This window comes from Actinomadura rupiterrae (assembly GCF_024172125.1).
GTDB lineage: Bacteria > Actinomycetota > Actinomycetes > Streptosporangiales > Streptosporangiaceae > Spirillospora > Spirillospora rupiterrae.
This window is the reverse complement of record NZ_JAMZEA010000007.1, coordinates 26,733-50,984: the sequence shown is the minus strand read 5'-3', so window position 1 is coordinate 50,984 and position 24,252 is coordinate 26,733. Positions and strand designations below refer to the sequence as shown.

Annotated in this window: 23 protein-coding genes; 10 read left to right on the top strand and 13 right to left on the bottom strand. The window is 73.2% G+C overall.

Annotated elements, in window-relative coordinates; translation table 11 throughout:
* Positions 1-32 precede the first annotated feature (32 nt).
* The 5 genes from FHU30_RS24570 to FHU30_RS24550 all read left to right on the top strand — a co-directional run bounded on the left by FHU30_RS24570 (position 33) and on the right by FHU30_RS24550 (position 6,682).
* Positions 33-2,111, top strand: coding sequence for a hydantoinase/oxoprolinase family protein (locus FHU30_RS24570; RefSeq protein WP_253878957.1), 2,079 nt, complete (start codon positions 33-35; stop codon positions 2,109-2,111).
* Complete coding sequence (locus FHU30_RS24565) at positions 2,108-3,706, top strand: hydantoinase B/oxoprolinase family protein (RefSeq protein ID WP_253878956.1); 1,599 nt, start codon at positions 2,108-2,110, stop codon at positions 3,704-3,706. The genes FHU30_RS24570 and FHU30_RS24565 overlap by 4 nt, the downstream gene beginning before the upstream one ends.
* Positions 3,703-4,554, top strand: coding sequence for a TIGR03619 family F420-dependent LLM class oxidoreductase (locus tag FHU30_RS24560; protein ID WP_253878955.1), 852 nt, complete (start codon positions 3,703-3,705; stop codon positions 4,552-4,554). Before FHU30_RS24565 ends, FHU30_RS24560 begins: the two co-directional genes overlap by 4 nt.
* A gap of 42 nt (positions 4,555-4,596) precedes the next feature.
* On the top strand, positions 4,597-5,271 hold the full coding sequence (locus tag FHU30_RS24555; RefSeq protein WP_253878954.1) for a response regulator transcription factor: 675 nt from the start codon (positions 4,597-4,599) through the stop codon (positions 5,269-5,271).
* A gap of 61 nt (positions 5,272-5,332) precedes the next feature.
* A complete protein-coding gene (locus tag FHU30_RS24550; protein WP_253878953.1) occupies positions 5,333-6,682 on the top strand; it encodes a sensor histidine kinase in 1,350 nt (449 codons plus the stop codon).
* Between the two features lie 145 nt (positions 6,683-6,827).
* Here FHU30_RS24550 and FHU30_RS24545 read toward each other — a convergent pair whose 3' ends face one another.
* The 6 genes from FHU30_RS24545 to FHU30_RS24520 form a co-directional block, all read right to left on the bottom strand.
* A complete protein-coding gene (locus FHU30_RS24545) occupies positions 6,828-7,211 on the bottom strand; it encodes a VOC family protein (protein WP_253878952.1) in 384 nt (127 codons plus the stop codon).
* 160 nt (positions 7,212-7,371) lie between these two features.
* Positions 7,372-7,947, bottom strand: a complete 576-nt coding sequence (locus tag FHU30_RS24540) for an HD domain-containing protein (protein WP_253878951.1) — start codon at positions 7,945-7,947, stop codon at positions 7,372-7,374.
* A gap of 3 nt (positions 7,948-7,950) precedes the next feature.
* Complete coding sequence (locus FHU30_RS24535) at positions 7,951-9,243, bottom strand: Sco1979 family transcriptional regulator (RefSeq protein WP_308211392.1); 1,293 nt, start codon at positions 9,241-9,243, stop codon at positions 7,951-7,953.
* Positions 9,243-9,413 (bottom strand): hypothetical protein, encoded by a 171-nt coding sequence (locus tag FHU30_RS24530; protein WP_253878950.1) that lies wholly within the window; start codon positions 9,411-9,413, stop codon positions 9,243-9,245. Before FHU30_RS24530 ends, FHU30_RS24535 begins: the two co-directional genes overlap by 1 nt.
* 782 nt (positions 9,414-10,195) lie before the next feature.
* Entirely contained in the window at positions 10,196-11,737 is a 1,542-nt protein-coding gene (locus tag FHU30_RS24525) for a cellulose binding domain-containing protein (RefSeq protein WP_253878949.1), read from the bottom strand.
* Between the two features lie 144 nt (positions 11,738-11,881).
* On the bottom strand, positions 11,882-12,439 hold the full coding sequence (locus tag FHU30_RS24520) for a TetR/AcrR family transcriptional regulator (protein ID WP_253878948.1): 558 nt from the start codon (positions 12,437-12,439) through the stop codon (positions 11,882-11,884).
* Positions 12,440-12,543: 104 nt separating this feature from the next.
* Between FHU30_RS24520 and FHU30_RS24515 the strand changes: the two genes are divergently transcribed.
* The gene (locus FHU30_RS24515; protein WP_253878947.1) at positions 12,544-13,950 is read left to right on the top strand and encodes an amidase; all 1,407 of its coding nucleotides are present in this window, start codon (positions 12,544-12,546) and stop codon (positions 13,948-13,950) included.
* A gap of 34 nt (positions 13,951-13,984) precedes the next feature.
* On the opposite strand, the gene FHU30_RS24510 is transcribed toward FHU30_RS24515, so the two are convergent.
* From FHU30_RS24510 to nfi, 6 genes are all read right to left on the bottom strand, one after another.
* Positions 13,985-14,746 (bottom strand): glucose 1-dehydrogenase, encoded by a 762-nt coding sequence (locus tag FHU30_RS24510; protein WP_253878946.1) that lies wholly within the window; start codon positions 14,744-14,746, stop codon positions 13,985-13,987.
* Positions 14,733-16,805 (bottom strand): acetate--CoA ligase family protein, encoded by a 2,073-nt coding sequence (locus FHU30_RS24505; protein ID WP_253878945.1) that lies wholly within the window; start codon positions 16,803-16,805, stop codon positions 14,733-14,735. The genes FHU30_RS24510 and FHU30_RS24505 overlap by 14 nt, the downstream gene beginning before the upstream one ends.
* 39 nt (positions 16,806-16,844) lie before the next feature.
* On the bottom strand, positions 16,845-18,431 hold the full coding sequence (locus FHU30_RS24500) for a class I adenylate-forming enzyme family protein (RefSeq protein ID WP_253878944.1): 1,587 nt from the start codon (positions 18,429-18,431) through the stop codon (positions 16,845-16,847).
* Between the two features lie 79 nt (positions 18,432-18,510).
* Positions 18,511-18,861: a VOC family protein gene (locus FHU30_RS24495; protein ID WP_308211391.1), complete on the bottom strand. Its 351-nt coding sequence runs from the start codon at positions 18,859-18,861 to the stop codon at positions 18,511-18,513.
* Positions 18,858-19,256, bottom strand: a complete 399-nt coding sequence (locus FHU30_RS24490) for a Zn-ribbon domain-containing OB-fold protein (RefSeq protein WP_253878943.1) — start codon at positions 19,254-19,256, stop codon at positions 18,858-18,860. Before FHU30_RS24490 ends, FHU30_RS24495 begins: the two co-directional genes overlap by 4 nt.
* 102 nt (positions 19,257-19,358) lie before the next feature.
* Positions 19,359-20,042 (bottom strand): deoxyribonuclease V, encoded by a 684-nt coding sequence (gene nfi / locus FHU30_RS24485; protein ID WP_253878942.1) that lies wholly within the window; start codon positions 20,040-20,042, stop codon positions 19,359-19,361.
* 34 nt (positions 20,043-20,076) lie between these two features.
* Between nfi and FHU30_RS24480 the strand changes: the two genes are divergently transcribed.
* The 3 genes from FHU30_RS24480 to FHU30_RS24470 are packed head-to-tail and all read left to right on the top strand — an operon-like array spanning position 20,077 to position 21,982.
* Positions 20,077-20,583 (top strand): GNAT family N-acetyltransferase, encoded by a 507-nt coding sequence (locus FHU30_RS24480; protein ID WP_253878941.1) that lies wholly within the window; start codon positions 20,077-20,079, stop codon positions 20,581-20,583.
* A gap of 41 nt (positions 20,584-20,624) precedes the next feature.
* Positions 20,625-21,248, top strand: coding sequence for an isochorismatase family protein (locus FHU30_RS24475; RefSeq protein WP_253878940.1), 624 nt, complete (start codon positions 20,625-20,627; stop codon positions 21,246-21,248).
* Positions 21,248-21,982 (top strand): SDR family NAD(P)-dependent oxidoreductase, encoded by a 735-nt coding sequence (locus FHU30_RS24470; protein ID WP_253878939.1) that lies wholly within the window; start codon positions 21,248-21,250, stop codon positions 21,980-21,982. The genes FHU30_RS24475 and FHU30_RS24470 overlap by 1 nt, the downstream gene beginning before the upstream one ends.
* A gap of 19 nt (positions 21,983-22,001) precedes the next feature.
* On the opposite strand, the gene FHU30_RS24465 is transcribed toward FHU30_RS24470, so the two are convergent.
* On the bottom strand, positions 22,002-23,177 hold the full coding sequence (locus FHU30_RS24465; protein ID WP_253878938.1) for a serine hydrolase domain-containing protein: 1,176 nt from the start codon (positions 23,175-23,177) through the stop codon (positions 22,002-22,004).
* A gap of 38 nt (positions 23,178-23,215) precedes the next feature.
* Between FHU30_RS24465 and FHU30_RS24460 the strand changes: the two genes are divergently transcribed.
* Positions 23,216-24,127 carry a cyclase family protein gene (locus FHU30_RS24460; protein ID WP_253879602.1) on the top strand — a complete coding sequence of 304 codons (912 nt, stop codon included), beginning with the start codon at positions 23,216-23,218 and terminating at the stop codon, positions 24,125-24,127.
* Positions 24,128-24,252: the final 125 nt, after the last annotated feature.

The following is a 24,252-nucleotide window of genomic DNA, read 5'->3' as shown; positions in this document are numbered from 1 at the left end:
AGCTAGGTTTGCCGGCTCGCGAGGAGGTGCGGATGGGCGTCACCCTCGCGACCGATGTCGGCGGGACGTTCACCGACGTGGTGCTGACCGGCCCGGACGGCCGCGTCACCGTCGCCAAGACGCTGACCACGCCGGACGATCCGGCCGAGGGGCTGCTGCGCGGCGTCCGGACGGCGCTCGCGGACGCCGGCGCCGAGCCCGGGGAGGTCACCCGGTTCGTCCACGCGACGACGCTCGCGACCAACGTGATCCTCGAACGCACGGGCGTGCCCGTCGCCTTCGTGACGACTGGGGGCTTCCGGTCGATGCTCGCGCTCGGCCGCCAAGCCCGCGTCGAAGAAGACCGGTATGACCGCTTCTATGCGCAGCCCGAGCCGCCCGTCCCGCTCACGCACACGTTCACCGTGCCCGAGCGGATCGACGCGTCCGGCGCGGTGCTCACCCCGCTCGACGAGGACGCCGCCGAAGCCGTCGCCGACCAGATCGCCGCGCTCGGAGTCTCGGCCGTCGCGATCTGCCTGCTGCACTCGTACCTGAACCCGGCGCATGAGCGGCGGCTCGCCGAGATCGTCTCCGCACGGCTGCCGGACGGCACGCCGGTCGTCGCGTCCTGCGACGTGTGGCCCGAGCTGGGCGAGTACGAGCGGGCGACGACGACGCTGATGTCCGCCTACGTCGGCCCGGTCATGGCCGCCTACCTGCGCAGGCTCGAAGGGCGGCTGCGGGACCTCGGGATCACCGCGCCGGTGCGCGTGATGGAGTCGTCCGGCGGAGTGCTGCCCGCCGCGCTCGCCGCCGACCGCGCCGTCTACACGATCGAGTCCGGACCGGCCGCCGGGGTCGTCGCCGCCGCGCGGCTCGGCGCCCGGCGCGGCCTCGCCGACCTGGTCTGCTTCGACATGGGCGGGACGACCGCGAAGGCCGGGCTCGTCCGCGGCGGGCGGCCCGGGATCACGCACGAGTTCCAGGTCGGCGGCAAGGGCAGCTACGGCGGGCGGCGGCCCGGGACCGGCGTCCCGATCAAGGCCCCCGCGATCGACCTCGCCGAGGTCGGGTCGGGCGGCGGCTCCATCGCCTGGGCGGACGCCGGAACCCTGCGCGTCGGCCCGCGCTCGGCAGGCGCCGATCCCGGACCCGCCTGTTACGGACGCGGCGGAACCCTCCCCACGGTCACCGACGCCGACCTCGTCCTCGGCTACCTCGCCGCGGACGGTTTCGGCGCGTTCACCCTGGACGAGTCGCTGGCCCGCGCCGCGATCGAGGAGCACGTCGCGCGCCCGCTCGGCGTGGACGTGACCAGCGCCGCCGCCGCGATCCACGACATCGCCGGGGCGCAAATGGGCGCGGCCGTGCACGTCGTGACCGTCCGGCGCGGTATCGACCCGCGCGCGTTCACGCTGGTCGCGCTCGGCGGCGCCGCCCCGACCCACGTCGTCGGCCTGGCGGAGCGGTTCGGCATCGGGCGGGTGCTCGTCCCGCCGCACGCCGGGGTCGGATCGGCCGCCGGGCTGCTGCACGCCGACCTCGCGATCGAGCGCGCCCGCACGTTCCTCGCGCCGGTCGCGCGGCTGACGTCCTGCTCGGCCAGCCGCGACGCGTTCGGCGAACTCGCGGACCTGCTCGCCTCGCTGGAGCGCGGAGCGCGCGCCGACCTTTCGGCCAGCGGCGAGGCCGTCGTCGTCCGGTCCGTGGGCGTCCGCTTCATCGGGCAGGCGCACGCGTTCACGGTCGACCTGCCCGCCGGGCCTGTCACGCCGGAGACCGTGCAGCGCGCTGCCGAGGAGTTCTACAAGCGGTACCACGAGTCGTACGGCATCGACCTGCGCGATCCCGTGGAGCTGACCACCGCGCGCGTACGAGTCACGCTCCCCGGCGATGCTCCGCCTTCCCCGCGCATGGATCCGGTGCCGTCGCCTTGCGCAACCCGTCGAATCTGGCTTTCCGGCGATTGGCAGGACGTCCCTGTACGCGCGCGCACGAGCCACGCACCGGGCGAGACGTTCGACGGCCCGTGCGTCATCACCGAACCGCAGTGCTCGCTGCTCGTCCCGTCCGGCTGGCACGGCACCGTGGACGGCGAGGGCGCGATCCTGCTGGAGGCGCGGCCATGACGTCCCCCGATCTGACCGCCGAGATCCTGCGGAACGCGCTGTGCGTGGCCGCCGAAGAAGCCGGGATCGTGGTCGTCCGGTCCGCGTATTCGGCGTTCATCGTGGAAGGCGCGGACGCCGCGGCCGCGATCCTGGACGCGCGCGGACGGCTCGTCGCGCACTCCCTCTCGACCGCGCTGATCCAGTGCGCCAGCCTGCGCAGCGCCCTGCCGTTCCTGCTGACCGCCTACCCGCCCGGGACGATGCGTCCGGGCGACGTGTTCGTGCTGAACGACGTCTACCAGGGCGGCATCCACGCCAACGACCTGCTCGTCTTCCGTCCCGTGTTCGTGGACGGCGCGCCCGCCTACTTCACCGGGACGCTCATCCACGTGGCCGACCTTTCCGGCATCTCGGCGGGCGGCATGGCCTCGGACGCGACCGACGTGTTCCTCGAAGGGCTCCAGCTCCCGCCCGTCCGGATCGCGACCGCGGACGGCCTGGCCGACGACCTCGTCCGCGTCCTCGCCGCCAACAGCCGCACCCCGGACCGGCTCGTCGGCGACCTGCGCGCCCTCATCGCCGGAGCGAACGTCGCCGCCCGACGCCTCGCCGAGATCATCGACACCTACACCCCTGACGGCCTCGCGAGCGGCATCGACGCCTACCTCGCGCACACCGAACGCCGCATGCGCGAGGGCCTCGCCGCCATCGCGCCAGGCACCCGCAGCGCGTCCTACGCGCTGGACGACGGCCACACCGTCCGCGTCGCCGTCACCTCGGACGGCGCGGGCGCCCTCACCGTGGACTTCGACGGGACCGACGAGCAGGTCCCGCTGCCGGTGAACTCGGGCTTCTCCCAGACGATCGGCGGCGTCCTGTACGCGGTGCGCTGCTTCGTCGATCCGACTCTGCCGATGAACGAGGGCTGCTTCACGCCGGTCGACATCCGGCTGCCGCGCGGCACGCTCGTGCACTGCACACCGCCGTTCCCCGGCGGCGGACGCTTCGGCACGGTCGCCGCCGCCGAGGAGGCCGTCCTGTCCGCCATCGCGCCGGACGGGACCGCCGCGTCCGGCATCCTCCAGGCGTTCAGCATCAGCGGCGTCCGCAAACCCTGGCTGCACATGTCCTTCGACCTCGGCGGCACCGGAGCCCGCCCGGACGGCGACGGAGCCGACGCCACCGGCGCGCTGTTCGGCGGCGGGCGCAACATCATCCCGCAGGTCGAACCGGTTGAAGCCCGGCTGCCCGTCCGCATCGAGGAGATCTCGCTGATCCCTGACTCGGGCGGCGCCGGACGCCACCGCGGCGGCCTCGGCACCCGGACCGTCCTGCGCATGCTCGATGACGCGCGCGTCGATACGCGAGGCGACCGCCTCCACCGGCCGCCGCCCGGCGCGTCCGGAGGGTCACCCGGACGCCCCGGCGGCTACTACCGCGAACGCGCCGACGGCACCACGGAACCCCTCGGCACCAAGGCCACCCGCCAGCCCCTCGCCGCCGGGGAGGCCCTCATCGTCGAGACGTCCGGCGGCGGTGGCTACGGCCCGCTCGCCGAACGCGCTCCTGAATCCGCCGAACGCGACCGCGCCGATGGGAGAACGACCGCATGAAATTCGGAGTGCCGCTCAGCCTCGTCCCGCAGGCGGCGTGGAAGGACCTCGCCGTCGCCGCCGACCGTGCGGGCTTCGAATCGGTCTGGCTGGCCGAGCACCTGGTCTTCGCCACGGACCTCTCGATGGCGGACTACCCCTACGGGAACAAGCCCGCCCTCACCCCGGCGACGCCCCTCTACGACGCCCCGGCCTACCTCTGCGCCCTCGCCGCCCTGACCACGCGCATCCGCCTGGGCACCGCGGTCTACCTCTATGGCCTGCGCCATCCGCTCATGGCCGCACGCGCCTTCGCCACCCTGGACCAGATCTCCGGCGGCCGCGCGATCATCGGCGTGGGCGCGGGCTGGTACGAAGCCGAATGGACGGCCGCGGGCCTCGACTTCCGCACCCGCGGCCCGCGCCTGAACGAGGCCATCGCCGTCTCCCGTCGCCTGTGGACCGAGCCCGTCGTCGAGCACCACGGCGACTTCTACGACTTCCCCGAGGTCGCCTTCGAGCCCAAACCCGTCCAGCCGCACCTCCCCGTCCTGGCGGGCGGCGAGTCCGAGGCCGCCCTCCGCCGCGCCGCGGCCCTCTGCGACGGCTGGATCTCCATGCCGCAGACCCCGGACCGGATCCGGCCCAAGATCGAGATGCTCCGGGAGCTGCGCGACAAGGCCGGACGCGCCGCCGAGCCGTTCCAGATCACCGCGCACGCCTACGAGATGGAGGACCCCGCCGAGGTGGCCGAGTGGGAGGCGCTCGGGGTGGACCGGCTGATCGTCCGGCCGTGGCGGCGGTCCCGGGACGCGGTCGAAGCGGTCACCGCGTTTGCGGAGATTTTTCACCTCGCCGACAACATGTGACATCTCGCCCCGCGTCGATCGATGCTGACGTACGGTGCGGGCATGGCGAGTGTGCTCGTGGTGGAGGACGATCCGGACGTCCGCACTGCCCTGATCCGTGAGCTCGGCGCCCGCGACCACGTGGTCCGCAGTGCGGGGACCGCGATGGACGCGCTGCGCGAGGTGACCCAGTCGCCGCCCGACGTGGTCGTCCTCGACCTCGGCCTGCCCGACCTCGACGGCGGCGAGGTGCTGAAGATGCTGCGCGGGGTGTCGGACGTCCCGGTGATCATCGCGACCGCGCGGGACGACGAGCCCGAGATCGTCCGGCTGCTGAACGCGGGCGCCGACGACTACCTGATCAAGCCGTTCTCCGCCGAGCACCTGTCCGCGCGGCTGACCGCGGTGCTGCGCCGGGCGGCGCGGTCCGGGCCCGCGTCGGAGCTGCGCGTCGGCGGCCTGCACATCGACCTGGACCGGCGCCAGGCCGCGCTCGACGGGGCGCCGCTGGAGCTGACCCGCCGCGAGTTCGACCTGCTCGCCTACCTCGCCGCCCGCCCCGGACGCGTCGTCGCGCGGCGCGAGCTGCTCGCCGAGGTGTGGCGGCAGGCGTACGGCGACGACCAGACCATCGACGTCCACCTGTCGTGGCTGCGGCGCAAGCTGGGGGAGACCGCCGCGCAACCGCGCTACCTGCACACCGTCCGGGGGGTCGGCGTCCGGCTGACAGGTCCGTGAAGGTGCCGGTGGGAGCGGTACTGGCGGTGGGAGCGGCGCCGGTGGTGAGAGGGGCGCGGGCATGAGGCGGACGCTGGTGGTGGTCGCGCTCGCGGCGTCGGCCATGACCGCGCTCGCGTTCCTGATCCCGCTGGCGCTGCTGGTGCGCGAGACCGTGCACGACCGGGCGCTGAACGCGGCGGAGCGGCAGGCCGCCTCGATCGTCCCGGACCTGGCCACCGCGTCCGCGCCGGACGACCTGGAACGTGCCGTCGCGGCGCAACCCGCCGGCGCGGCGCACCGCATGACCCTTCACCTGGCGGACGGCACGACCGTTCCGCGCGCCGGACGGCACTCGGCGACACCCGCGCAGCTCGTCGCGGCGATCGCGCACGGCCGGTCGACCACGGTCGGGGTGCGCGGCGGCGCGTCCCTGCTGCAACCGGTGTGGCTGGCGGGCGGCAAGGTCGTGGTCGTCGAGGTGTTCGTGCCGCGGTCGGAGCTGACGCACGGCGTCGTCCGGTCCTGGGTGGTGATGGGCCTGGTCGCGTTCGTGCTGGTCGGCGGGTCGGTGTTCGCCGCCGACCGGCACGGCGCGCGCGTGATCCGCGCGACGCGGCGGCTCGCGGACGCGGCCGCGCGGTTCGGCGACGGCGACCTCGGCGCGCGCGTGTCGCCGGACGGCCCGCCCGAGGTCGCCGAGGCCGGGCTGGCGTTCAACGCGATGGCCGACCACGTCGTCCAGCTGCTCGCGGCCGAGCGGGAGATGGCGGCGGACCTGTCGCACCGGCTGCGCACGCCGCTCGCCGCGCTGCGGCTGAACGCCGAGGCGCTCGGCGGCGGGCCGGTCGCCGACCAGACCCGCGAGGCCGTGGAGCGGCTGGAGCGCGAGGTGGACCAGATCATCCGGACCGTCCGCAAGCCGACCTCGCGGGGCAGCTGCGACGCCGCGAAGGTGCTGCGCGACCGGGTCCGGTTCTGGTCGGTGCTGGCCGAGGACGAGGGCCGGTCCTGCGAGCTGATCGGCGCGGACCGCCCCGCGCCGCTGCCGCTGCCCGGCAGCGAGCTCGCCGCCGCCGTGGACGCCCTGCTCGGCAACGTCTTCAAGCACACCGCCGAGGGCACGGCCTTCGCGGTCACGCTGCACCGGGGGCAGGGCGTCACCGGGATCCTGGTCGCGGACGCGGGCTCCGGGATCACCGACCCCGAGGCGGCGCTGCAGCGCGGCCGCAGCGGCGGCGGCTCGACCGGGCTCGGCCTGGACATCGCCCGCCGCGCCGCCGAGTCCACGGGCGGCTACCTGCGCATCCACCGGTCCGTGCTCGGCGGCGCGCAGGTGCAGATGTGGCTGCGGACGCGCTGGCTGCCGCCGCAGCGCCGGTCCCGCCGCCTGGTCGGCCGCCGGCACTCCCGCTCGGCGCGCCCGGCCTGACCGGTTGAACGCGCCGGGCCTGACCGGTTGAACGCGCCGGGCCTGACCGGTTGAACGCGCCGGGCCTGACCGGTTTGAACGCGCCCTGCCTGACCGGTTTGAACGCGCCCTGCCTGATCGGTTTGAACGCGCCCGGCGTGACCGGTTAGACCTGGGTGACGGACAGGCCGTTGCCGTCCTGGTCGCGGAAGGCGAACATCGGCGGCGCGCCCTGCCAGTGCAGGACGTCGTCGGCGTCCACGCCCTTCGCGCGCAGCTCGTCGTGCAGCGCCTCGGCGTCGCCGGTGGCGAGCCTGATCTCGGTGCTGCGCCCGGCGGGCGACTCGTCGCCCGCGGGGACCAGCGCGATCGTGGTCGGCGACCCGGCCGGGGCCACCTCGATCCAGCGCCCGCCGAACTCGCCCAGCGGCACGTCGCGCCGCTTCTCCATGCCCAGGACGCCGACATAGAACTCGACGGCCTTGTCCTGGTCCTTGACCGGGACGCCCGTCGCCCAGATTCCGGTGATGCCGCTCATGTCTTCCTCCATGCTCGGTTTCTAGCAAGGAGAGACACCCGGGGACGTCAAAAATCATCGAACGGCATGCGTCCTGCGACGAGCGGCTCGCGGCGGGCGCCGGACGGCCGTTGATTCGGACATTGCCCTTATTTGGGACCTCTCCGGCCGAGGTGGCCCGCCCGGACCCGGCTCAGATGATCGCGAACCCGTACTCCGCGGCGAGCGGGCCCAGCTCCGGCTCCCCGAACCGCTCGCGCATGCCCTTGAACGCGAGGGCCTTGTCCTCGCCGAACCGGCCGACCTTCACGGTATAGGTCGCCGCCGACACGAAGACGGGAGGCGTCGTCTTGCTGTGGAACTTGTCCGCATACATGACGACCGCCTCCTCGTCCGTGTCTGCGAGGTAGTCGGCCTCCGCCAAGGGCAGCCGTTGTTCGCGCACGTCCGCGCACGTCAGGCCGACCCCGGTGTGGTGGGAGCAGAACCGGCAGAGGACCTCCGGGAGCCCTTCTTCGCGCAACAGCTCCTCACCCAGCACGCCGTGCCGGATGTAGTTCGCGGAGTCGAGCCGTCCGTCCGCGTCATAAAGCCGGTACACGCCGACGTCATGCAGCAAAGCCCCGACCCGCACCAGCGGGCTGCCACTGAACTGCCCGGCGATGCGGGCCACGATCTCGCAATGCGTGAAGACCAGATCGAACGCCTCGGCCGAAGGAGCATGCCGCAAGTGCAGCTCCCGAATCTCCCCATCCGACGGAACCCGCATTTCTCAGATGTTATGCGAGAGGCGCTTCAGGAACGCCACGCTTTCCTGCGGCGGCAGGGCCGAAAGGGAGATGTTGTTCATCACACGCCCGTAGGCGTCGAGGTCGCTCGGCTTGTCGAGATAGAGGGCCGAGGTCAGCTGCTCCAGGTAGACCACGTCGGGCACATCGGGTTCGCCGAAGCGCAGGATCGTGAACGGGGTGTTCACGGGAATCCTCGCCCCGAGTGCGAACGGCACGATCTGCAACGTGACGTTGGGCATGTCCGCCACCTCGGCGAGGAACCGGATCTGATCGAGCATGATCCTCCGTCCGCCGACCGGGCGGCGCAGCGCGGCCTCCTCCACGATCGCCCACAGCGTCGGCCCGTTCGGCTCGCCCAGCCGGGCCCGGCGCGTCATCCGCAGCCGGACGCGCCGCTCGACCTCGTCCTCCGGCACGTCCTCCTGGCCCATCCGCACGACGGTCCGCGCGTAGTCCTCCGATTGCAGGAGCTCCGGGACGAACTGGATGTCGTACGTGCGGACGATGGACGCGGCCTCTTCCAGGCCGAGGTAGGTCTCGAACCAGGACGGGAGGACGTCGCCGTACCGGTGCCACCAGCCGGGCGAGCTGGCCTCGCGCGCGAGGTTCAGCAGGTGGCCGCGCTCGTCCGGGTCGGCGACGCCGTAGAGGGAGAGCAGGTCGTCCACGTCGCGCTCCTTGAAGCCGACGCGGCCGAGCTCCATCCGGCTGATCTTGGACGCGGTGGCGCGGATGGTGTAGCCGGCCTCCTCCCGCGTCAGGCGCCGCCGCTCGCGGAGGCGGCGCAGGTGCGCCCCGAGCATGATGCGCCGGATCGTCGGCCCGCCGCGCTGCCCGTAGGCGCCCGCGTCGTCGGGGAACGGGCGCATGCCGGGGTCCCGCCCCGAGCCGTGCGGGGACGGCTCAAGGCGGGTCGCGGTGACGGCGCGGCGGGCTTGCTCGGGGACGGCGGGACGGAGCGGCGGCGAGCGTTCCCCGGTCTCGTCCGCGCCGGTGTCGCCTGTGCGGTTGAGGCGGGCGGCGGTCTCCTTCCAGCGCCGCTCCCATTCCTTCACGTCGCCACCGCAGGCCGCGACGTAGGCGCGCGTGGTCTCCCAGTTCGGGAAGCGCCGTCCCGCCGCGGCCTCGGCGAGCGTGGTGAAGCCGTAGTAGGACCGCTTCGACATCGTCCGGTAGCTCGGCGAGCCGGCGCTCGCCCGCAGCTCCCGCAGCGCGACGGCGAACGCCGCGACGGGGCCCGAGTCCGGGTCGAGCGGATTCTCCGGGCGCGGCATCAGCGGAGCGATGTCCGCAGCAGCACCGCCGCCCCGGCCACGGCCAGCGCCCACCCGGGGTCGACGCCCCGCAGGATCAGCACGACCACCAGTACGACCACGGGCGCGGCCCAGATCTCGCGCACCGCCGGGCGGGCAGCGCAAAGCTCGACTTCGAGGGGGTGATTCACAGAAACTCCCACGTGATTGGCTCGGGCGGAGAAAGCGAGCGAGCGCGGTCCTCTCGGCCCTTCGCGGTTGCCGCCGCGAAGGGCGGTCCGCGCCCTTCTCGCGTTCATCGTGTCGGACGCCCCGGCCTTCCGGAAGCGATATGGCCCGACTCATTGTTCGGAGTCCGACCGGCTTTGATCGCCTAGCCGACAACTCTGCCGGCGGTCAAGGGAAAGTTGTTCGCGTTTCCGCCGCGGAACCGGCCACATGCTCATGCAGAGGCACGAACGGCACTCCGCAGCGAAACCACGAACAACGAAACCGCGCGCCTCCCGCAACATTTCCGCTGGTCAACGGCTCGTGCCCGGATCGTCCCCCAAGCCCGGCGAGCGCGGCGGACGGCAAGGGATGCCGAACAACAGGGCTCGCCCCGTACCTTGTGGAGGTCGATGGCTCCACGTCTGATGGCTCGGGCGGGGCACCGCGACCGGAGGGGCCTCCCGTTGCCGCGGGAGGTCCTTCGCACTTTCCGCAGGTCACCGCAGGAGCGACGAAACACGCAATAACACCGGCTCAGGCGAACCCTAAGCGAGGGTTAAGGGGGTTCTCGCGGGTGGGGGCGGTGCTTAGCGTTGCGGGTGTCAGGTTGGAGAGCTACGGCGGAGGTGGCGCGGCACAGCAGAGCGAACGTCGGCTGAGGTCCCGACTCTGGTTCCTGATTGAGACAGGTGACCGGCCCGTACGGCCCGCAAGACCCCGCTCGGGGCCGTGCGGGCCGGTCGCCTTTCCGGGAGCGCGCGGCTCAGGAGTATTTGAGGATGCCGGTGAACTCGTAGGGGGACTGGGAGACGCCGGAGCAGGTCGGGGAGACCTGGCCGTTCGGGCAGCCGCCGTTGTCGCGGCCGACCGACCAGAAGCGGACGAAGCCGATGCCGTTGGAGACGGCCCAGGAGTGCAGCTTCTGCGCGGCGGCCTGGGTGGTGGTCATGCCACTGTCGTTCTTGCCGATCATCGGCGTGACGCCGAGCAGGGCCTTGATCTCGGCGTCGGACTTGGCCGGCCAGATCTGCTTCATCTGGCCGAGGCTCGCGGTGGCGGCGGAGACCATGGCGTCGCCCCAGTCGCCGGAGTAGCCGAAGTCCATGAGCATGGGGTTGACGCCGACGTTCAGTCCGCGGGACGCGGCGTCCTGGAGGATCTGGACCGAGTACGGGTCCATGCCGTAGTCCTGGCCCTGGACGCGCATGGTGTAGCTGATGGTGGTGCCGCGGGCGGTCTGGAGCTGCTTGAGGGCGGTGTTGACCTTGGGGATGTCGATGGACGCCTCGATGTCGACGTCCAGGTTGTTGGTCTTGACGGTGTCCAGCACCTTCTCGTAGGCGGCGAGGAGGCTCGCGGTGTCGCCGCAGGACTGCTCCAGGTAGGGGCCGGCCGCGCCGCCCGTCGCGACGACGACCTGCCCGCCGGACTGCTGGAGCGAGCGGACGTCGTTGATGATGCGCGAGTCGTTCAGGGGGATCGTGCCGCCCCACGCGGGGTTGCAGCCGGTGCTGTCGCCGAGCGCGAAGGCGAGCGTGTAGTTCTTGACCCCGGTCGCGGACGCGGCGGACGCCAGGGACGGCGTGCTCATCGTGATGTCGATGTAGGGCGCGAACTTGATCGTCCCGCTGGTGGGCGGCGGGTTGCCGCCGCCGTCGGTGGTCTTGCCGCTGACCGGGGCCGAGTACGCGGAGACGTTGCCCGCCGCGTCGCGGGCGCGGACCTTGAACGAGTAGGACGTGTTCGGCGACAGTCCGGTGACGGTCGTCGAGGTTCCGGTGACGGCGGTGGGGGAGCCGCTGTCGCGGACGAGGTCGTAGCCCGCGACGCCGGTGTTGTCGGACGAGGCGTTCCAGCTGACCGTGAGGGACGTTCCGGTCGCGCCGCTCACGGTGAGACCGGTCGGGACGGACGGGGGCGTGGTGTCGGGCGCGCCGGCGCAGGACTTGCCGTTGAGGGTGCAGTTCAGCGGCGACCCGTTGCCGGACGACACCCAGCCGAAGGTGGCGCTCGCGCCGGGCGCGAGGGAGCCGTTGTACTCGCGGTTCGTGAACGCGTAGTGGTCGCCGGTGCGGGTGAGCAGGGCGTCCCAGTACGATCCGACGCTCGTGCCGGACGGCAGGTCGAAGCCGACGACCCATCCGTTCAGCTGGGCGGTTCCGGTGTTGGTGACGGTGAACTGGCCGGTGTAGCCGCCGCTCCATTCGGAGACCTTGGTGAAGGCGGCGGTGTCGGCGTGCGCGGGCGCGACGCCGAGCAGGACGAGCAGGGCCGTCATGAGGACGGCGATGGCGGCTCGGGACACGGGGAGCTCCCTGGGCAGGAGGGACGCGGGCAGGCCCCCGATGGCCTTACTTAAGGAAAGTTTCCTAACTGTTCGGCCGGATGCTAACCCCGCGAACGCCGCTCGACAAGGGCCCGCGGGAAGCTGCCGCCGGACTCCCGCCCGTCAGGGCAGGAGGCCGCGGAGCATCGAGTTGAAGGCGTCGGCGGTGCCGGCCGCCGAGTGGTCGCCGGTCGCGAGCCGCCGTACGGCCAGGCCGTAGAACAGCGCGACCACGGCCGGGGCGTGCCGTTCGGCGTCCGGGATGCCGAGCGCGGTGAGGATCGCGGCGGCGAGGCGGTCGTAGGCCTCGACCGAGCGGGCCGAGGTGATCCGCACCTCGGGGTCGCGGGCGGCGTGGAGGTGGAGTTCGAGGTTGGCGATCTGGTGCCGGTCGTTGGCGAAGCCGACCGTGGCCTTCTCGACCTCGTCGGCGGCGTGCGCGGGGTCGACGCCCGCGTCGCGCAGCCCCTCGACGTGCGCGGTGATGCGGGCGATCTCGTCGTCCACGAACGCGGCGAGCGCCTCCCGCAGCAGGTCGGACTGGCTCGGGAAGTGGTAGGTCAGCGAGCCGAGGGACACCCCGGCGGCCTTGGCGACGGCGCGGTTGGTCACGGCGCCGACGCCCTGCTCGGCGATGAGGTCCAGGGTCGCCTGGAGCATGCGGTCACGCGGAGTGGTCATAGCGCCTCCAGTCTTCCCCATCCGGACGCCGCACGTTATCGTTCGTTCGAACGAACGACAAGCGGCACGACGAGTGCGGGCGGCACGACGAGTGAGGGTGTGCGATGGAGGACTTCCTCGGCCTGGCCGAGCAGGCGGCGCTGCTGGCGGACGGCGAGGTCACCTCGCGGGAGCTGGTCGAGGCCGCGCTGGCCCGCGCGGACGCGGTGGCCTCGCTGGAGGCCTTCCGCGTCGTCCGGCACGAGGCCGCGCTGCAGGAGGCGGACGAGGCGGACCGGCGGATGGCGGCGGGCGAGTGGCTGCCGCTGCTCGGCGTCCCGGTCGCGATCAAGGACGACACCGACCTCGCCGGCGAGACCACGCCGTTCGCCGTGCTCGCCGACCACCGGCCGAAGACCGCGGACGCCGAGATCGTCCGGAAGCTGCGCGAGGCGGGCGCGGTCATCGTCGGCAAGACGACGACCTGCGAGATCGGGCTCTGGCCGTTCAGCGAGTCGCCTGGGTACGGCCGCGCGCGCAATCCGTGGGACCCGGCCCGGACGCCGGGCGGGTCGTCCGGCGGGAGCGCGGCGGTGGTCGCGGCGGGCGTGGTCCCGGCGGCGGTCGGCTCGGACGGCGCGGGCTCGATCCGGATCCCCGCCGCCTGGACGAACCTGGTCGGCATCAAGCCGCAGCGCGGCCGCGTGTCCGGCTACCCGCACACCGACCCGTTCAACGGGATCACCGTCTGGGGCCCGCTCGCCCGGACCGTCGGGGACGCGGCGCTGCTGCTCGACGTCCTGACCGGGAGCCACCCGAAGGACGCCTACCAGCTCGACCAGCCGGTCACGCCGTTCGCGTCCGCCGCCGAGACCGAGCCCGGACGGCTGCGCATCGCGGTCTCGTTCCGGACCGCGTTCGGCGTGCCCGGCAAGCTCGACCCGGAGATCCGGCTCGCGGTGGAGCGGCTCGCGCGGCGGCTCACCGCGCTCGGGCACAAGGTGTTCCCCGCCGACCCCGACTACGGGCCGATCTTCATGGGCCTGGTGCCGCGCGGCACGACCGGCGTCGCGGACTGGCTGGACGGCATGCCGAACCCGCGTCCCGAGGCGCGCACCGAGGTGGAGGCGAAGATCGGCCGGATCGCGGGCCGCCGCCTGCTGCCGCTGGCCCGCCGCCTCGACCCGTACTTCCGGCGCCGCGTCGGGCGGATCTTCCAGACCGCCGACGTCGTGCTCACCCCGACCACCGCGCAGCTCCCGCTGAAGGTCGGCGCGTTCGACGGCGCGGGCTACCAGCGCACGCAGTCCGGCGTCGCCGCCGCGTGCCCCTACGCCTGGACGTGGAACGTGCTCGGCTGGCCGGGCGTGAACGTCCCGGCCGGGTTCAGCAAGGACGGCCTGCCGATCGGCGCGCAGCTGCTCGGGCACGACTCCGACGAGGCGACGCTGATCTCCCTCGCCGCGCAGCTGGAGGCCGTCGAGGGCTGGGCCGACAAGCGCCCCGCCGACCCGGCCGTCACGGCGGGGTGACGGCCGGGGCCTCCGCGCCCGTGCTGGGAGGTGGTCAGTAGCCGGAGCCGGTGACCAGGCCGCCGTCCACGAGGACCTCGCTGCCGGTGCAGTAGGACGCGTCGTCCGAGGCGAGGTAGGCGACCAGCCCGGACACCTCGCGCGAGTTCCCGAGCCGGCCGAGCGGCAGGCCCTGGATCAGCGCGTCCGCGCGGTCGGCGGTCGCCTCGATGACGTCCTGCTGCATCGACATCCCGGTGATGATCGCGCCGGGGTGGATGGAGTTGACCCGGATGCCGTACTGCCCCAGCTCACGCGCCGCCGCCTTCGTCAGCCCGCGCACGCCGAACTTGGACGCGCTGTAGGCGGCGAGCCCGGACGCCCCGATGAACCCCTCGGTGGACGACACGTTGATGATCGACCCGCCGCCGGACGCCTTCATCGGCTCGATCACGGCCTTCACGCCCTGCCACTGGCCGAGCAGGTTGACCTCGATGATCGCGCGCGCCTCGTCGAGCGTCATCTCCTCGATCGTCCGGTGCTTGAGGATGCCCGCGTTGTTGACCAGCACGTGCAGCGCGCCGTAGGTCCCGACGGCGGTGCGGACCGCGTTCTCCCAGTCCTCGGCCCTCGTCACGTCCATCCGGACGAACCGGACGGCGTCCCCGAGGTCGGCGGCGAGCTTGGCGCCCTCGTCCTCCAGCACGTCGCCGATGACGACCCGCGCGCCCTCGTCCACGAACCGCCGGACGTGCGACTTGCCCATGCCGCGCGCGCCGCCGGTGACGATCGCGACCTTGCCGTCAAGACTGCCCATCGAGGGTCCTCCTCATCGCGGCCACCGCGCTCGCGGCGGCCTCCATGCTCCGGTAGACGGGGACGCCCGCCTCGCGCGCGGCGGCCCGCACCTCGTCCTCGACGCCGGGCGGCGCGCACTCGGCGTTCCGGACGACGAGCGTGATCCGCGTGTCCGCGGCCTCTTCCTGGAGCCTCCCGACCGCGCGCGTGTAGGCGATGAGCGGGTCGGCGCTGTCGCCGAAGGTGAAGAAGCTCTGCACGTTGACGTGCGCGACGACGTCCGGGAAGGCGCGCTGCTCCAGGATCGCCGCGACCGCGTTCCGGACGAGGTCGGGGTTGCCGCGCGGCCCGACCGGGATTTCGAGGGGATTCGCGAGCGAGCTGCCCGCGCCGAGGCCGAGCGCGCGGAGGGCTTCGACGGCGGTGTCCGGGAACTGCGGCAGGTCCAGGGACGCGCCGGCGAACACGTCGGCGGCGAGCACGCTCGCGCCGCCGCTCGGACCGATGACCAGCACGCCGTCCCCGCGTACCGCGCGGTCTCCGTGCAGGTCGAGGGCGTCGAGCGCGCCGATCAGGTCGTCCTGGCTGCGGACGAGCGCGGTCCCGGTCTGGATGCCGAGCGCGGTCCAGATGCGGTCGTCGCCGATCATCCCGCCGGTGTGCGAGGCGGCGGCCGTCCGGCCCTGGTCGCTGCGCCCGCCGACCAGCGCGACGACCGGACGCCGCGCCGCGCGCAGGGCGTCGAACAGGCCGCGCCCGTCGCGCGGATCCTCCAGGTAGAGGCCGATCGCTGATGTGCCGTCGTCCGCGTCGAGATAGCGGAGCAGCTCGGCGGGGGTGACGTCGAGGCTGTTGCCAACGGTCGCGACCTTGGAGAACGCCAGCCCGCGCCGCTCGCCGACCTTGATGACCTCGCCCGCGAGGCCGCCGCTCTGCGAGACGACGGCGATCCGTCCGGAACTTCCGGGGGCGCCGCCGATGAAGGTCTGACCTCCGGCGGGCGAGTAGATTCCCATGCAGTTCGGGCCGAGCAGGCGCACGCCCGCCTCCCGCGCGGCGAGCGCGAGTCCGGTCTCCAGCTCCGGCTCGCCCATCTCGCGGAAGCCGCCGCTCATGACCTGCACGAACGGGATGCCGGACGCCTGCCGCACGACGTCCGCGCACTGCTTGGCGGGGACGGCGACCAGCGCGTAGTCCACGTCCGCCTCGGCCAAGGACGGCACGCACGGCACGCCGTCGATCTCCGCCGCCGACGGATGGACGGCCAGCAGCCGCCCTTCGTACCCGACGGCCTTGTAGAAGCCGAGGAACATGTTCCCGAAGTTCGGCCGCTTCGTGGACGCCCCGACCACCGCGACCCCGCGCGGCGCGAACAACCGGTCGAAGTCGGTCACGCCCGGGGCGGTCGGCTCCCCGGGCGCCTCCGCTTCCAGACTGCCGACGAGCCGCGCGTCCACCGCCACCGCGCCGGACGGCCCGCAGATCACCGGGTTCAGCTCGAACTCGGTGAACCCGTCGCCGAGGCCCGTGACCATGTCGCTCACCGCGAGCAGCACCTTGACCAGCGCGTCCCTGTCCACCGGCGGCCCGCCCCGGTAGCCGTCGAGCAGCGCGGACCCGCGCAGCTCGGACAGCATCGCGTGCGCGTCGGCCTCGGTGACGGGCGCGAGGCGCAGGGACGTGTCGCGCAGCGCCTCGGTCCAGACGCCGCCGAGCCCGACCATCAGGACCGGCCCGAACGCCGGGTCCCGGACCGCGCCCACGATCACCTCGACGCCGGGTTCCGCCTGCTCCTCGACCAGGAAGCCGTCCGGGACGATCCCCTTGCCGGTGAGGGCCTGCTGCATCTCGGCGGCGGCAGCGGCGGCCAGTGCGGCGGAGCCGATGCCGAGGCGGACGGCTCCGGCGTCGCTCTTGTGGAGCAGGTCCGGGCCGTACGCCTTGACCACCAGCGGCGGCGCCAGGCCCCCGGCGGCGGCTTCGAGCTCGGCGGGCGTGCGCGCGGTCGCGCCGCGCGGCACGGTCACGCCGAAGCCGGAGATCCACGCCTTGACCTGGTGTTCGGGAACGTGGCTCACAGTCCTCCTCAAAGACGGGTCGCGGCCGTACTCGGGTCGTCAGGCGCGGTCGGCGTACGCGTCGCGGATGCCCCGGCGGAGCAGCTTGCCCGGGCCGCCCGACGCGTCCTGCGTGTGGGGGAGTTCGTCCGCGATGACGACCGTGTCGGGGCGCCGGTGCTCGGGCAGCCGGGACGCGAGCGCGGCCTTCACGCCGTCCTCGGTCAGGGAGGCGCCCGCGCGCGGGACGACCGCGAGCAGCACCTTCTGCTCCACGGCGTCCTGGCCTTCGGGATGCGCCGGGACGCCGACCGCGCCCGCCTCGGCGACGGCGTCCAGCTCGATCGCCGCCTCCTCGATCTCGGCGGGCTGCGTCCACTGGCCGCCCTTGAGGATCGCGTCCTCGCGGCGCCCCAGCACGTAGACGAAGCCGTCGGCGTCCATGCGGCCGACGTCGCCGCCGACGTACCAGCCGTCCCGCATGACGTCGGCGGTCTTGCCGGGCAGCTTGTCGTAGCCGACCATCATGTTCGGCCCGGCGAGGTTGATCTCGCCGACCTCGTCCAGCACGCGGTTCCCGTTCGGGTCGGTGATCCGGACCGCGCAGGACGTACGGGCGCGGCCGACCGACGAGATGTCCTGGCTGCAGTCGTCCTGGCGCCCGAAGCAGGTGTAGGGGGCCTCGGTCTGGCCGTAGTAGCTGTAGATCGCCGCGCCGGGCATCCGGGCGAGGATGCGCTCGCGCAGCGCGGGCAGCAGCGGCTCGCCGCCGAGGACGATCGCCCTCAGCGAGGACAGGTCGACACCGTTGTGGTCGTCGGAGCCGAGCAGCGCGGAGAAGAAGCTCGGGATCAGCGAGACGTGCGTGACCTTCTCGCGCGGCACGACCTTGAGGAAGTTCGCCGGTCCCCAGTCCTGTTCGAGCACGAGCGTCATGCCCGCGTAGAACGCCGGGCCGACCAGCGCGGGGAACCCGATGCCCCAGATGATCGCGCCGGTGCCCATGACCGAGTCCGGGTCGTGGTCGACGTCCAGCCAGATCTGCGCGGACGCCAGCGACGAGAAGTGCGTGTGCATGACGGCCTTCGGCAGGCCGGTCGTCCCGGAGGTGTAGAACAGCGCGAGCAGGTCGTTGCCGAACCCGCCGAGCGGCGGCTCGGACTCGGCCGCGCCCGCGGCGAGCGCGTCCAGGTCCACGACGTCGTCGGCCGGTCCGCCGACGCGCAGCCACAGCTTCACGTTCGGCAGGCCGGGCCGGATCTGCTCGACCAGGCCCTCGACCGTCGCGTCGTACACGAACGCGGTGCACTCGGAGTGCTCGACGACCTGCCGGAGCGTGTCGGCGGGCCAGTACGGGTTCAGCGCCGCGACGACCGAGCCGATCTTCATCTGCGCGAGGTACACCTCGGCGACGTGCAGCGTCTCGTTCATCAGCGACGCGACCCGCGTGCCGGGCGCGACCCCGGCGGCGAGCAGGGCGTGCGCGACGCGGTTGACCCGCCGGTTGAGCTGGTCGTAGGTGAAGCTCTGCTCGCCGCAGTACGTCAGCGCCGTCTTGTCCGGGGTGCGCAGGGCGTTGGCGGTCAGGATCGCGTGGGCGTAGTTGCTGAACGGGCTGTCGCTGCTGGGACTGTTCTCTCGCGCCACGGCTCGGCTCCTTCGGCTCAAGCTGGAGGGGGTGGGGGCGGTGCGAACGGCGGGAGGCGGAGCGGAAGGTGCGGGCGGGTCAGCGGGAGCTGTAGAGGACGAACGGGTTCCCGGCCGGGTCGCGGAGGACGGCGCGGATCTCGTGCGGCCCCTCCTCCGGCTCCCGGACGACCGTCGCCCCCGCCGCCGTCAGCTTCGCGAGCGTCGCCGCGACGTCGGCGACCTTGAAGGACGCGGCGGGCGCGCCGCCGGTGACGTCCTCCTCGGGACCGGCGATCGCGACGGTCGTCCCGCCGCCGTCGAGCGCGGCGAACCGGCCGCCGTCCTGGAACTTCAGGGTGAGGCCGAGCCCGTCCCGGTAGAAGGCGACGGCCTGCTCGACGTCCTGCGCCGGGTAGAGCACGTTGCCCAGGCGCGGCAGTTCGGTCATGCGGGACTCCAGTGGGGGATCGGGCCGAAGCCGGGCAGCTCGGCGAAGCGGACCCGGACCGGCATGCCGATCCGGACGTCCTCGGGCGGGCAGCCGGTGACGTCCCCGAAGACGCGCGCGCCCTCGGGCAGGTCGAGCCAGGCGACGGTGTACGGCGGCTCGAAACCGGGCAGGAACGAGCGGTGCACGACGGTGAAGGTGTGCACCGAGCCGCGCCCGGACACCGCCTCGTACGGCAGGTCCGCGCCGCCGCAGAACGGGCAGCGCGGCTCGGGGAAGTGCACGAACCGGCGGCACCCGGCGCACCGCTGGAGCGCCAGCCCGCCGCGCCGGCAGGCCGCCCAGTAGGGCTCGGTCAGCGGGCTCGGCGTCGGAGCGGGGCGCGAGGGGTCCATCGCGGCCCAACCTAGCGCACGCTTGGTTGACCGACAAGACCGCCGATTGCGCTCCGATCGGGTTGACTTCTCAGCCGGTGGCGAGCCGGTCCGGTTGACTTCTCAGGCGGTGGCGAGCCGGTCCCGGGACAGCCGGTCGGCACGGCGGGTCGTCTCCGGGAGCCGGTATCCGGGGGCGAGCGCGAGCGCCAGTCGGCACGCCTCGTCCAGTCCGACGCGGTGGCCCACGGAGACGAACACGGGCTTCACGCCGTCCTGGGTGCGCAGGACGCTCCCGACCTCCGCGCCGTCAATGAGCAGGGGAGACCGGTCTCCGCGCTTGGGGCCGGGCGGCTCGTGCGTGCCGACGAACGCGGTCTTGGCGATGCCGATCGCCGGCAGGCCGGTGATGATCCCGACGTGGCAGGCCAGGCCGAAGCGGCGCGGGTGCGCGAGCCCGTACCCGTCGCAGACCAGCAGGTCGGGCGTGATCGAGAGACCGCGCAGCGCCTCGACCAGGGTCGGCAACTCGCGGAATGCGAAAAGCCCCGGAACGTACGGGAAATCGGACGTCCCGACCGCGACCGACTCCTCCAGCACTTCCAGCGACGAGGCATCGAGCACCACGGCGGCGGCCGCCACGCGGGTGTGCGTGCTGTGGCCGTCGCCCGCGTACGAGACGTCCAGCCCGGCGACCGTCCGCGGCGCGACCGTCCCGGACGCCACCACCTGCCCGCGCAGGTCGTGCTGGATCGCCTCGGCCTCGTCCGGTGTCGCCGGCCAGGCGTGCGGAACCGTGATCTCCATGGCGGAAACGGTAGCGCCGCCGCACACTGTGATCATGACTCGACTGGAGACGGAGCGGCTGGTCCTGCGCCCCCTGACGGGCGCCGACTTCGACGACTACGCGGCGATGATGGACGATCCGGAGGTGGCGGAGGGCCTCGCCGAGGGTGTCGGGCGCACCCGGGACGACGTGTGGCGCAACCTCGCGATGTTCATCGGGCACCGGGAGATCCGCGGCTTCTCGCACTGGGCGCTGGTCGAGAAGGCCACCGGCGCGTTCGTCGGGCGCGCCGGGCCGTGGAGCCCGCTCGGCTTCCCCGGCCTCGGCGTCGGCTGGTGCCTGGCCCGCGCCCACTGGGGCAAGGGGTACGCGTCCGAGGCGGCGCGCGCCGCGCTCGACTACTGCTTCACCGACCTGGACGCCGAGGAGGTGGTCTCGCTGATCCTGCCGGGCAACGGCCGCTCGGTCGCGGTGGCCGAGCGGATCGGGCACCGGCACCTGCGCGACACCGACTACCGGGGCCGCCGCGTCCACGTGTACGGCCAGCGCCGCCCGGAGTAGCGCACTACCCAAGCAAATGCTAGGTCGTTTAGGCTGGCCGGGTGCCCACCGACCTCGCCGCCCTCGTGCCCCCCGACCGCACGGCGCTGCTCGTCATGGAGATGCAGCGCGGTGTGGCGGGCGACCTCGCCCGCTTCCCCGACCTGGTGAAGACCTGCGCCGAGCGGGACGTGACGGCCAACGCCGCGCGCGTCGCCCATGCCGCCCGCGCCGCCCGCGTCCGCGTCGTGCAGTGCACGGCCGCGTTCCGTCCCGACCGCGCGGGCAGCCACACCCGCAACTCGCCGTTCCTCCGCGCTCTGCTCAAGGACCCCTCGCACATGCTGGAGGGGACGGACGCCGTCGAGGTGCTGCCCGAGCTGTCCGACCCGTCCGACCTCGAATCGCGCCGCTACCACGGCTTCTCGCCGTTCACCGGGACGTCCCTGGACATGACGCTGCGCTCGCTGGGCGTCGAGACGGTCGTCGCGGTCGGGCTGTCGCTGAACCTCGGCATCCCGGGCCTCTGCCTGGAGGCGGTGAACCTCGGCTACCGGGTCGTCTGCGTCACCGACGCCGTCGCCGGGACGCCCGCCGAGTACGGGGACGCCGTGCTCGCCCACACGATCCCGCTGCTCGCCGCGCGCGCCACCGCCGGCGACCTGGTCCGAGCCTGGGAGGGCTGATGGACGGCCTCGACCTCACCGGACGGACCGCCGTGGTGACCGGCGGCGCGGGCGGCATCGGCCGCGCCGTCTGCGCCGACCTCGCCTCGCTCGGCGCGCACGTCGTCGTCGCCGACCTCGACGCGGACGCCGCCGGCGAGACCGCGAAGGCCCTCGGCGGGACGGCCGCGCACGTCGACCTCGCCGATCCCGCGTCGATCGACGCCTTCACCGGGGCCGTCGGGCCGGTGGACATCCTCGTCCACAACGCGGGCGTCAGCATCGTCGAGCCGTTCACGGACAGCGACCCGGCGCACTGGGACCTCATGTGGAAGGTCAACCTGCGCGCGCCGATGCAGCTCACCCGTGCGCTGCTGCCCGGCATGTCCGCCCGCGGCCACGGCCGGCTCGTCTTCGTCTCCTCGGACGGCGCGCGCGCCGGATCCGGCGGCGAGGGCGCCTACGCCGCCACCAAGTCGGGCCTGTTCGGGCTCGCGAAGACCCTCGCCCGCGAGGCCGCGCGAGGGGGCGTGACCAGCAACATCGTCTGCCCGGGCCCGACCGACACACCCATGGTCCGGAAGGTGGCCGAGCAGCACCCGGACCTGCTGGACAAGCTCGCCCGGCAGATCCCGCTGCGCCGCATCGGCCGCCCGTCCGACATCGCGGGGATCATCGCGTTCCTCTGCACCGACCGCGCCGCCTACATCACCGGCCAGACCATCTCGGTCAGCGGCGGCATCACGATGCAGTGAACCGGCCACAGTGACGCCGCTAAAGGGATGCGTACGCCGCCTCGACCAGGCGGTAGGCGCGCAGGTCGCCGGAGAGCTGGTCGCCCATGCGGTTCGGGAGGTAGGCGACGACCAGCTCGGCGTCGATGTCGGCGAGGCCGTGCGCGCCGCCCGCGCCCGTGTGGCCGAACGCCGACGCGCGTCCGGCCTCGGGCGTGAAGAACGTCATGGACGGGCGCATGAACCCCAGGCCGAACGCGCTGTTCACGGTCAGGGTCGCGTCCTCGCCGTCCACGCGCGTCCGGATGCCTTCGCGCAGGGTCTCAGGGCGGACGTACCGCCCGGCGATCAGGTTCGCGTAGAACCGGCCGAAGTCGCGGGCGGTCGCGACCATCCCGGCGGACGGCCAGCCCGCGCGGTGGATGACCGGGTTGTTGAAGCCGCCCTTGCCGGGGCTCGGGTTGTTCAGCCCCCGGTTCATGCGGCTGTCGGGGTCGAGGTAGGCGTTGGCGAGCCGGGTGAGGCGCGCGTCGTCCGCGACCGCGCGCGGGCCGTCCTCGTTCTGGACGCCGCGCACGTTCGTCAGCTTCGCCGCGCGCTCGATCACCTCGTCCGGCGACCCGACCCACAGGTCCAGGTCCGCCGCGAACTCCTTCTTGATGAACTCGCCGGCGGGCATCCCCGCGTGGTGCCGGACGAGGTGTCCCGCGAGCCAGCCGTAGGTCAGCGCGTGGTAGCCGTGCGCGGTGCCCGGCTTCCACTCGGGCTCCTGTGCGGCGAGGTCGGCGGCGCGCGCGTCGGCGTCCGCGGCCTCCTCGGCCGACACCGGGCGCGCGAACGCGGGCAGCCCGACCTCGTGGGTGAACAGGTGCTCGTTGAGCGCGACGTCCTTGCCGTGGGCGCCGAACTCGGGCCACCAGCCGGTGACGGGAGCGTCCCACGCGAACGCGCCGCGCTCGGCGAGCAGCAGCGCGGCGGCGGCCGTCAGCGCCTTGGTGCAGGAGAACCCGAACGCGGGCGTGTCCTCGACCCACGGGCGCTCGGTGCGGCGGTCGGCGAGGCCGCCCCACAGGTCCACCACCTTGCGGCCGCCCGCGTACACCGCGACGGCCGCGCCGATCTCCCGTCCCTCGGCGAAGTTCCGGTCGAAAACGTCCCGGACGGCGGCGAAGGCCGGGTCGCAGTGTCCCTGCACGGGTCCCTGCACGGTCGTCATGGCGGCGTCCTCTCCTCGGAAGGGTCTGAAACCGAATGATGCTCGATGAGCCGAACAACTGGGGACGGTGGGGTGCCGCCGACGAGCGCGGCGCGCTGAACCTGCTGACCCCCGAGACCGTGCTGGCCGCCGCGTCCTGCGTCCGGGAGGGCCGGGTCCTGGGGCTGTCGCTGCCGATCCGCGGCGCCACCTCGTCGCCCGCGCCGACGACCGTCCCGCACCTGCGCGGGCGGCCGCTGCCGCAGCACTTCATGTCCGTGGACGGCGGCGACTACGCGGCGGGTACGCGCGCGATCGGCGCCGGCCTGAAGATGGCCGACGACGCGCTCGTCGTGACTCCGCACGGCACCACGACCCACATGGACGCCCTCTGCCACATGTGGTCGGGCGACGAGCTTTACAACGGCCATCCGGCCGACCGCGTGCGCTCGTACGGAGCCGGACGATGCGGGATCGACAAGGCCGGTCCGGTCGTCGCGCGCGGCGTCCTCTTCGACGTCCCGCGGTTGCGCGGCGTCGTGCACCTGGCCGCCACCGACCGCATCACACCGGACGACCTGGAGGCGTGCGGCGTCGAACTCCGTTCCGGGGATGTCGCCGTCGTCCGCACCGGATGGCCGCTGACCTGGCAGGAAAGCCCGGACGCGTACTGGAGCGGCCAGCCGGGGCTGTCCGCCGACGCGGGACGCTGGCTCGCCGAACGGGACGTGTGCGCGGTCGCGTCCGACAACGCCGCGATCGGCGGGCTGAACGAGCGGCAGCTCGCCGACGAGGGCCTGGCCGACGACCTGCACATGATCCTGCTGTGGCGGCACGGCATTCCGCTGCTGGAGATGCTCTGGCTGGAGGAGCTGTCCGGGACGTCCCGGACGGACTTCCTCTTCCTCGCCGCGCCGCTCCGGATCGAGGGCGGCACGGCCAGCCCGGTCACGCCCGTGGCCGTGCTCTGACCCCGTCCGGCCCCGCTGTCCGGTTTCGTCCGGCGGGCCGCTCCGGAGGTGGTCGAATCTTCGTCCTTTGTCCATCCGATCGTGATCAAGAGGTGATCGTCCGGCGACAGCGTTGCGATGGCCAT

What these genes read in the sequence shown, in the direction of transcription:
- FHU30_RS24520 (WP_253878948.1), bottom strand. Translation starts at nt 12,439, where the DNA reads ATGACCACTCCGCGTGACCGCATGCTCCAGGCGACCCTGGACCTCATC.
- FHU30_RS24465 (WP_253878938.1), bottom strand. Translation starts at nt 23,177, where the DNA reads ATGACGACCGTGCAGGGACCCGTGCAGGGACACTGCGACCCGGCCTTC.
- nfi (WP_253878942.1), bottom strand. Translation starts at nt 20,042, where the DNA reads ATGGAGATCACGGTTCCGCACGCCTGGCCGGCGACACCGGACGAGGCC.
- FHU30_RS24495 (WP_308211391.1), bottom strand. Translation starts at nt 18,861, where the DNA reads ATGACCGAACTGCCGCGCCTGGGCAACGTGCTCTACCCGGCGCAGGAC.
- FHU30_RS24510 (WP_253878946.1), bottom strand. Translation starts at nt 14,746, where the DNA reads ATGGGCAGTCTTGACGGCAAGGTCGCGATCGTCACCGGCGGCGCGCGC.
- FHU30_RS24515 (WP_253878947.1), top strand. Translation starts at nt 12,544, where the DNA reads ATGGAGGACTTCCTCGGCCTGGCCGAGCAGGCGGCGCTGCTGGCGGAC.
- FHU30_RS24570 (WP_253878957.1), top strand. Translation starts at nt 33, where the DNA reads ATGGGCGTCACCCTCGCGACCGATGTCGGCGGGACGTTCACCGACGTG.
- FHU30_RS24470 (WP_253878939.1), top strand. Translation starts at nt 21,248, where the DNA reads ATGGACGGCCTCGACCTCACCGGACGGACCGCCGTGGTGACCGGCGGC.
- FHU30_RS24565 (WP_253878956.1), top strand. Translation starts at nt 2,108, where the DNA reads ATGACGTCCCCCGATCTGACCGCCGAGATCCTGCGGAACGCGCTGTGC.
- FHU30_RS24560 (WP_253878955.1), top strand. Translation starts at nt 3,703, where the DNA reads ATGAAATTCGGAGTGCCGCTCAGCCTCGTCCCGCAGGCGGCGTGGAAG.
- FHU30_RS24460 (WP_253879602.1), top strand. Translation starts at nt 23,216, where the DNA reads ATGCTCGATGAGCCGAACAACTGGGGACGGTGGGGTGCCGCCGACGAG.
- FHU30_RS24555 (WP_253878954.1), top strand. Translation starts at nt 4,597, where the DNA reads ATGGCGAGTGTGCTCGTGGTGGAGGACGATCCGGACGTCCGCACTGCC.
- FHU30_RS24545 (WP_253878952.1), bottom strand. Translation starts at nt 7,211, where the DNA reads ATGGAGGAAGACATGAGCGGCATCACCGGAATCTGGGCGACGGGCGTC.
- FHU30_RS24540 (WP_253878951.1), bottom strand. Translation starts at nt 7,947, where the DNA reads ATGCGGGTTCCGTCGGATGGGGAGATTCGGGAGCTGCACTTGCGGCAT.
- FHU30_RS24480 (WP_253878941.1), top strand. Translation starts at nt 20,077, where the DNA reads ATGACTCGACTGGAGACGGAGCGGCTGGTCCTGCGCCCCCTGACGGGC.
- FHU30_RS24535 (WP_308211392.1), bottom strand. Translation starts at nt 9,243, where the DNA reads ATGCCGCGCCCGGAGAATCCGCTCGACCCGGACTCGGGCCCCGTCGCG.
- FHU30_RS24550 (WP_253878953.1), top strand. Translation starts at nt 5,333, where the DNA reads ATGAGGCGGACGCTGGTGGTGGTCGCGCTCGCGGCGTCGGCCATGACC.
- FHU30_RS24490 (WP_253878943.1), bottom strand. Translation starts at nt 19,256, where the DNA reads ATGGACCCCTCGCGCCCCGCTCCGACGCCGAGCCCGCTGACCGAGCCC.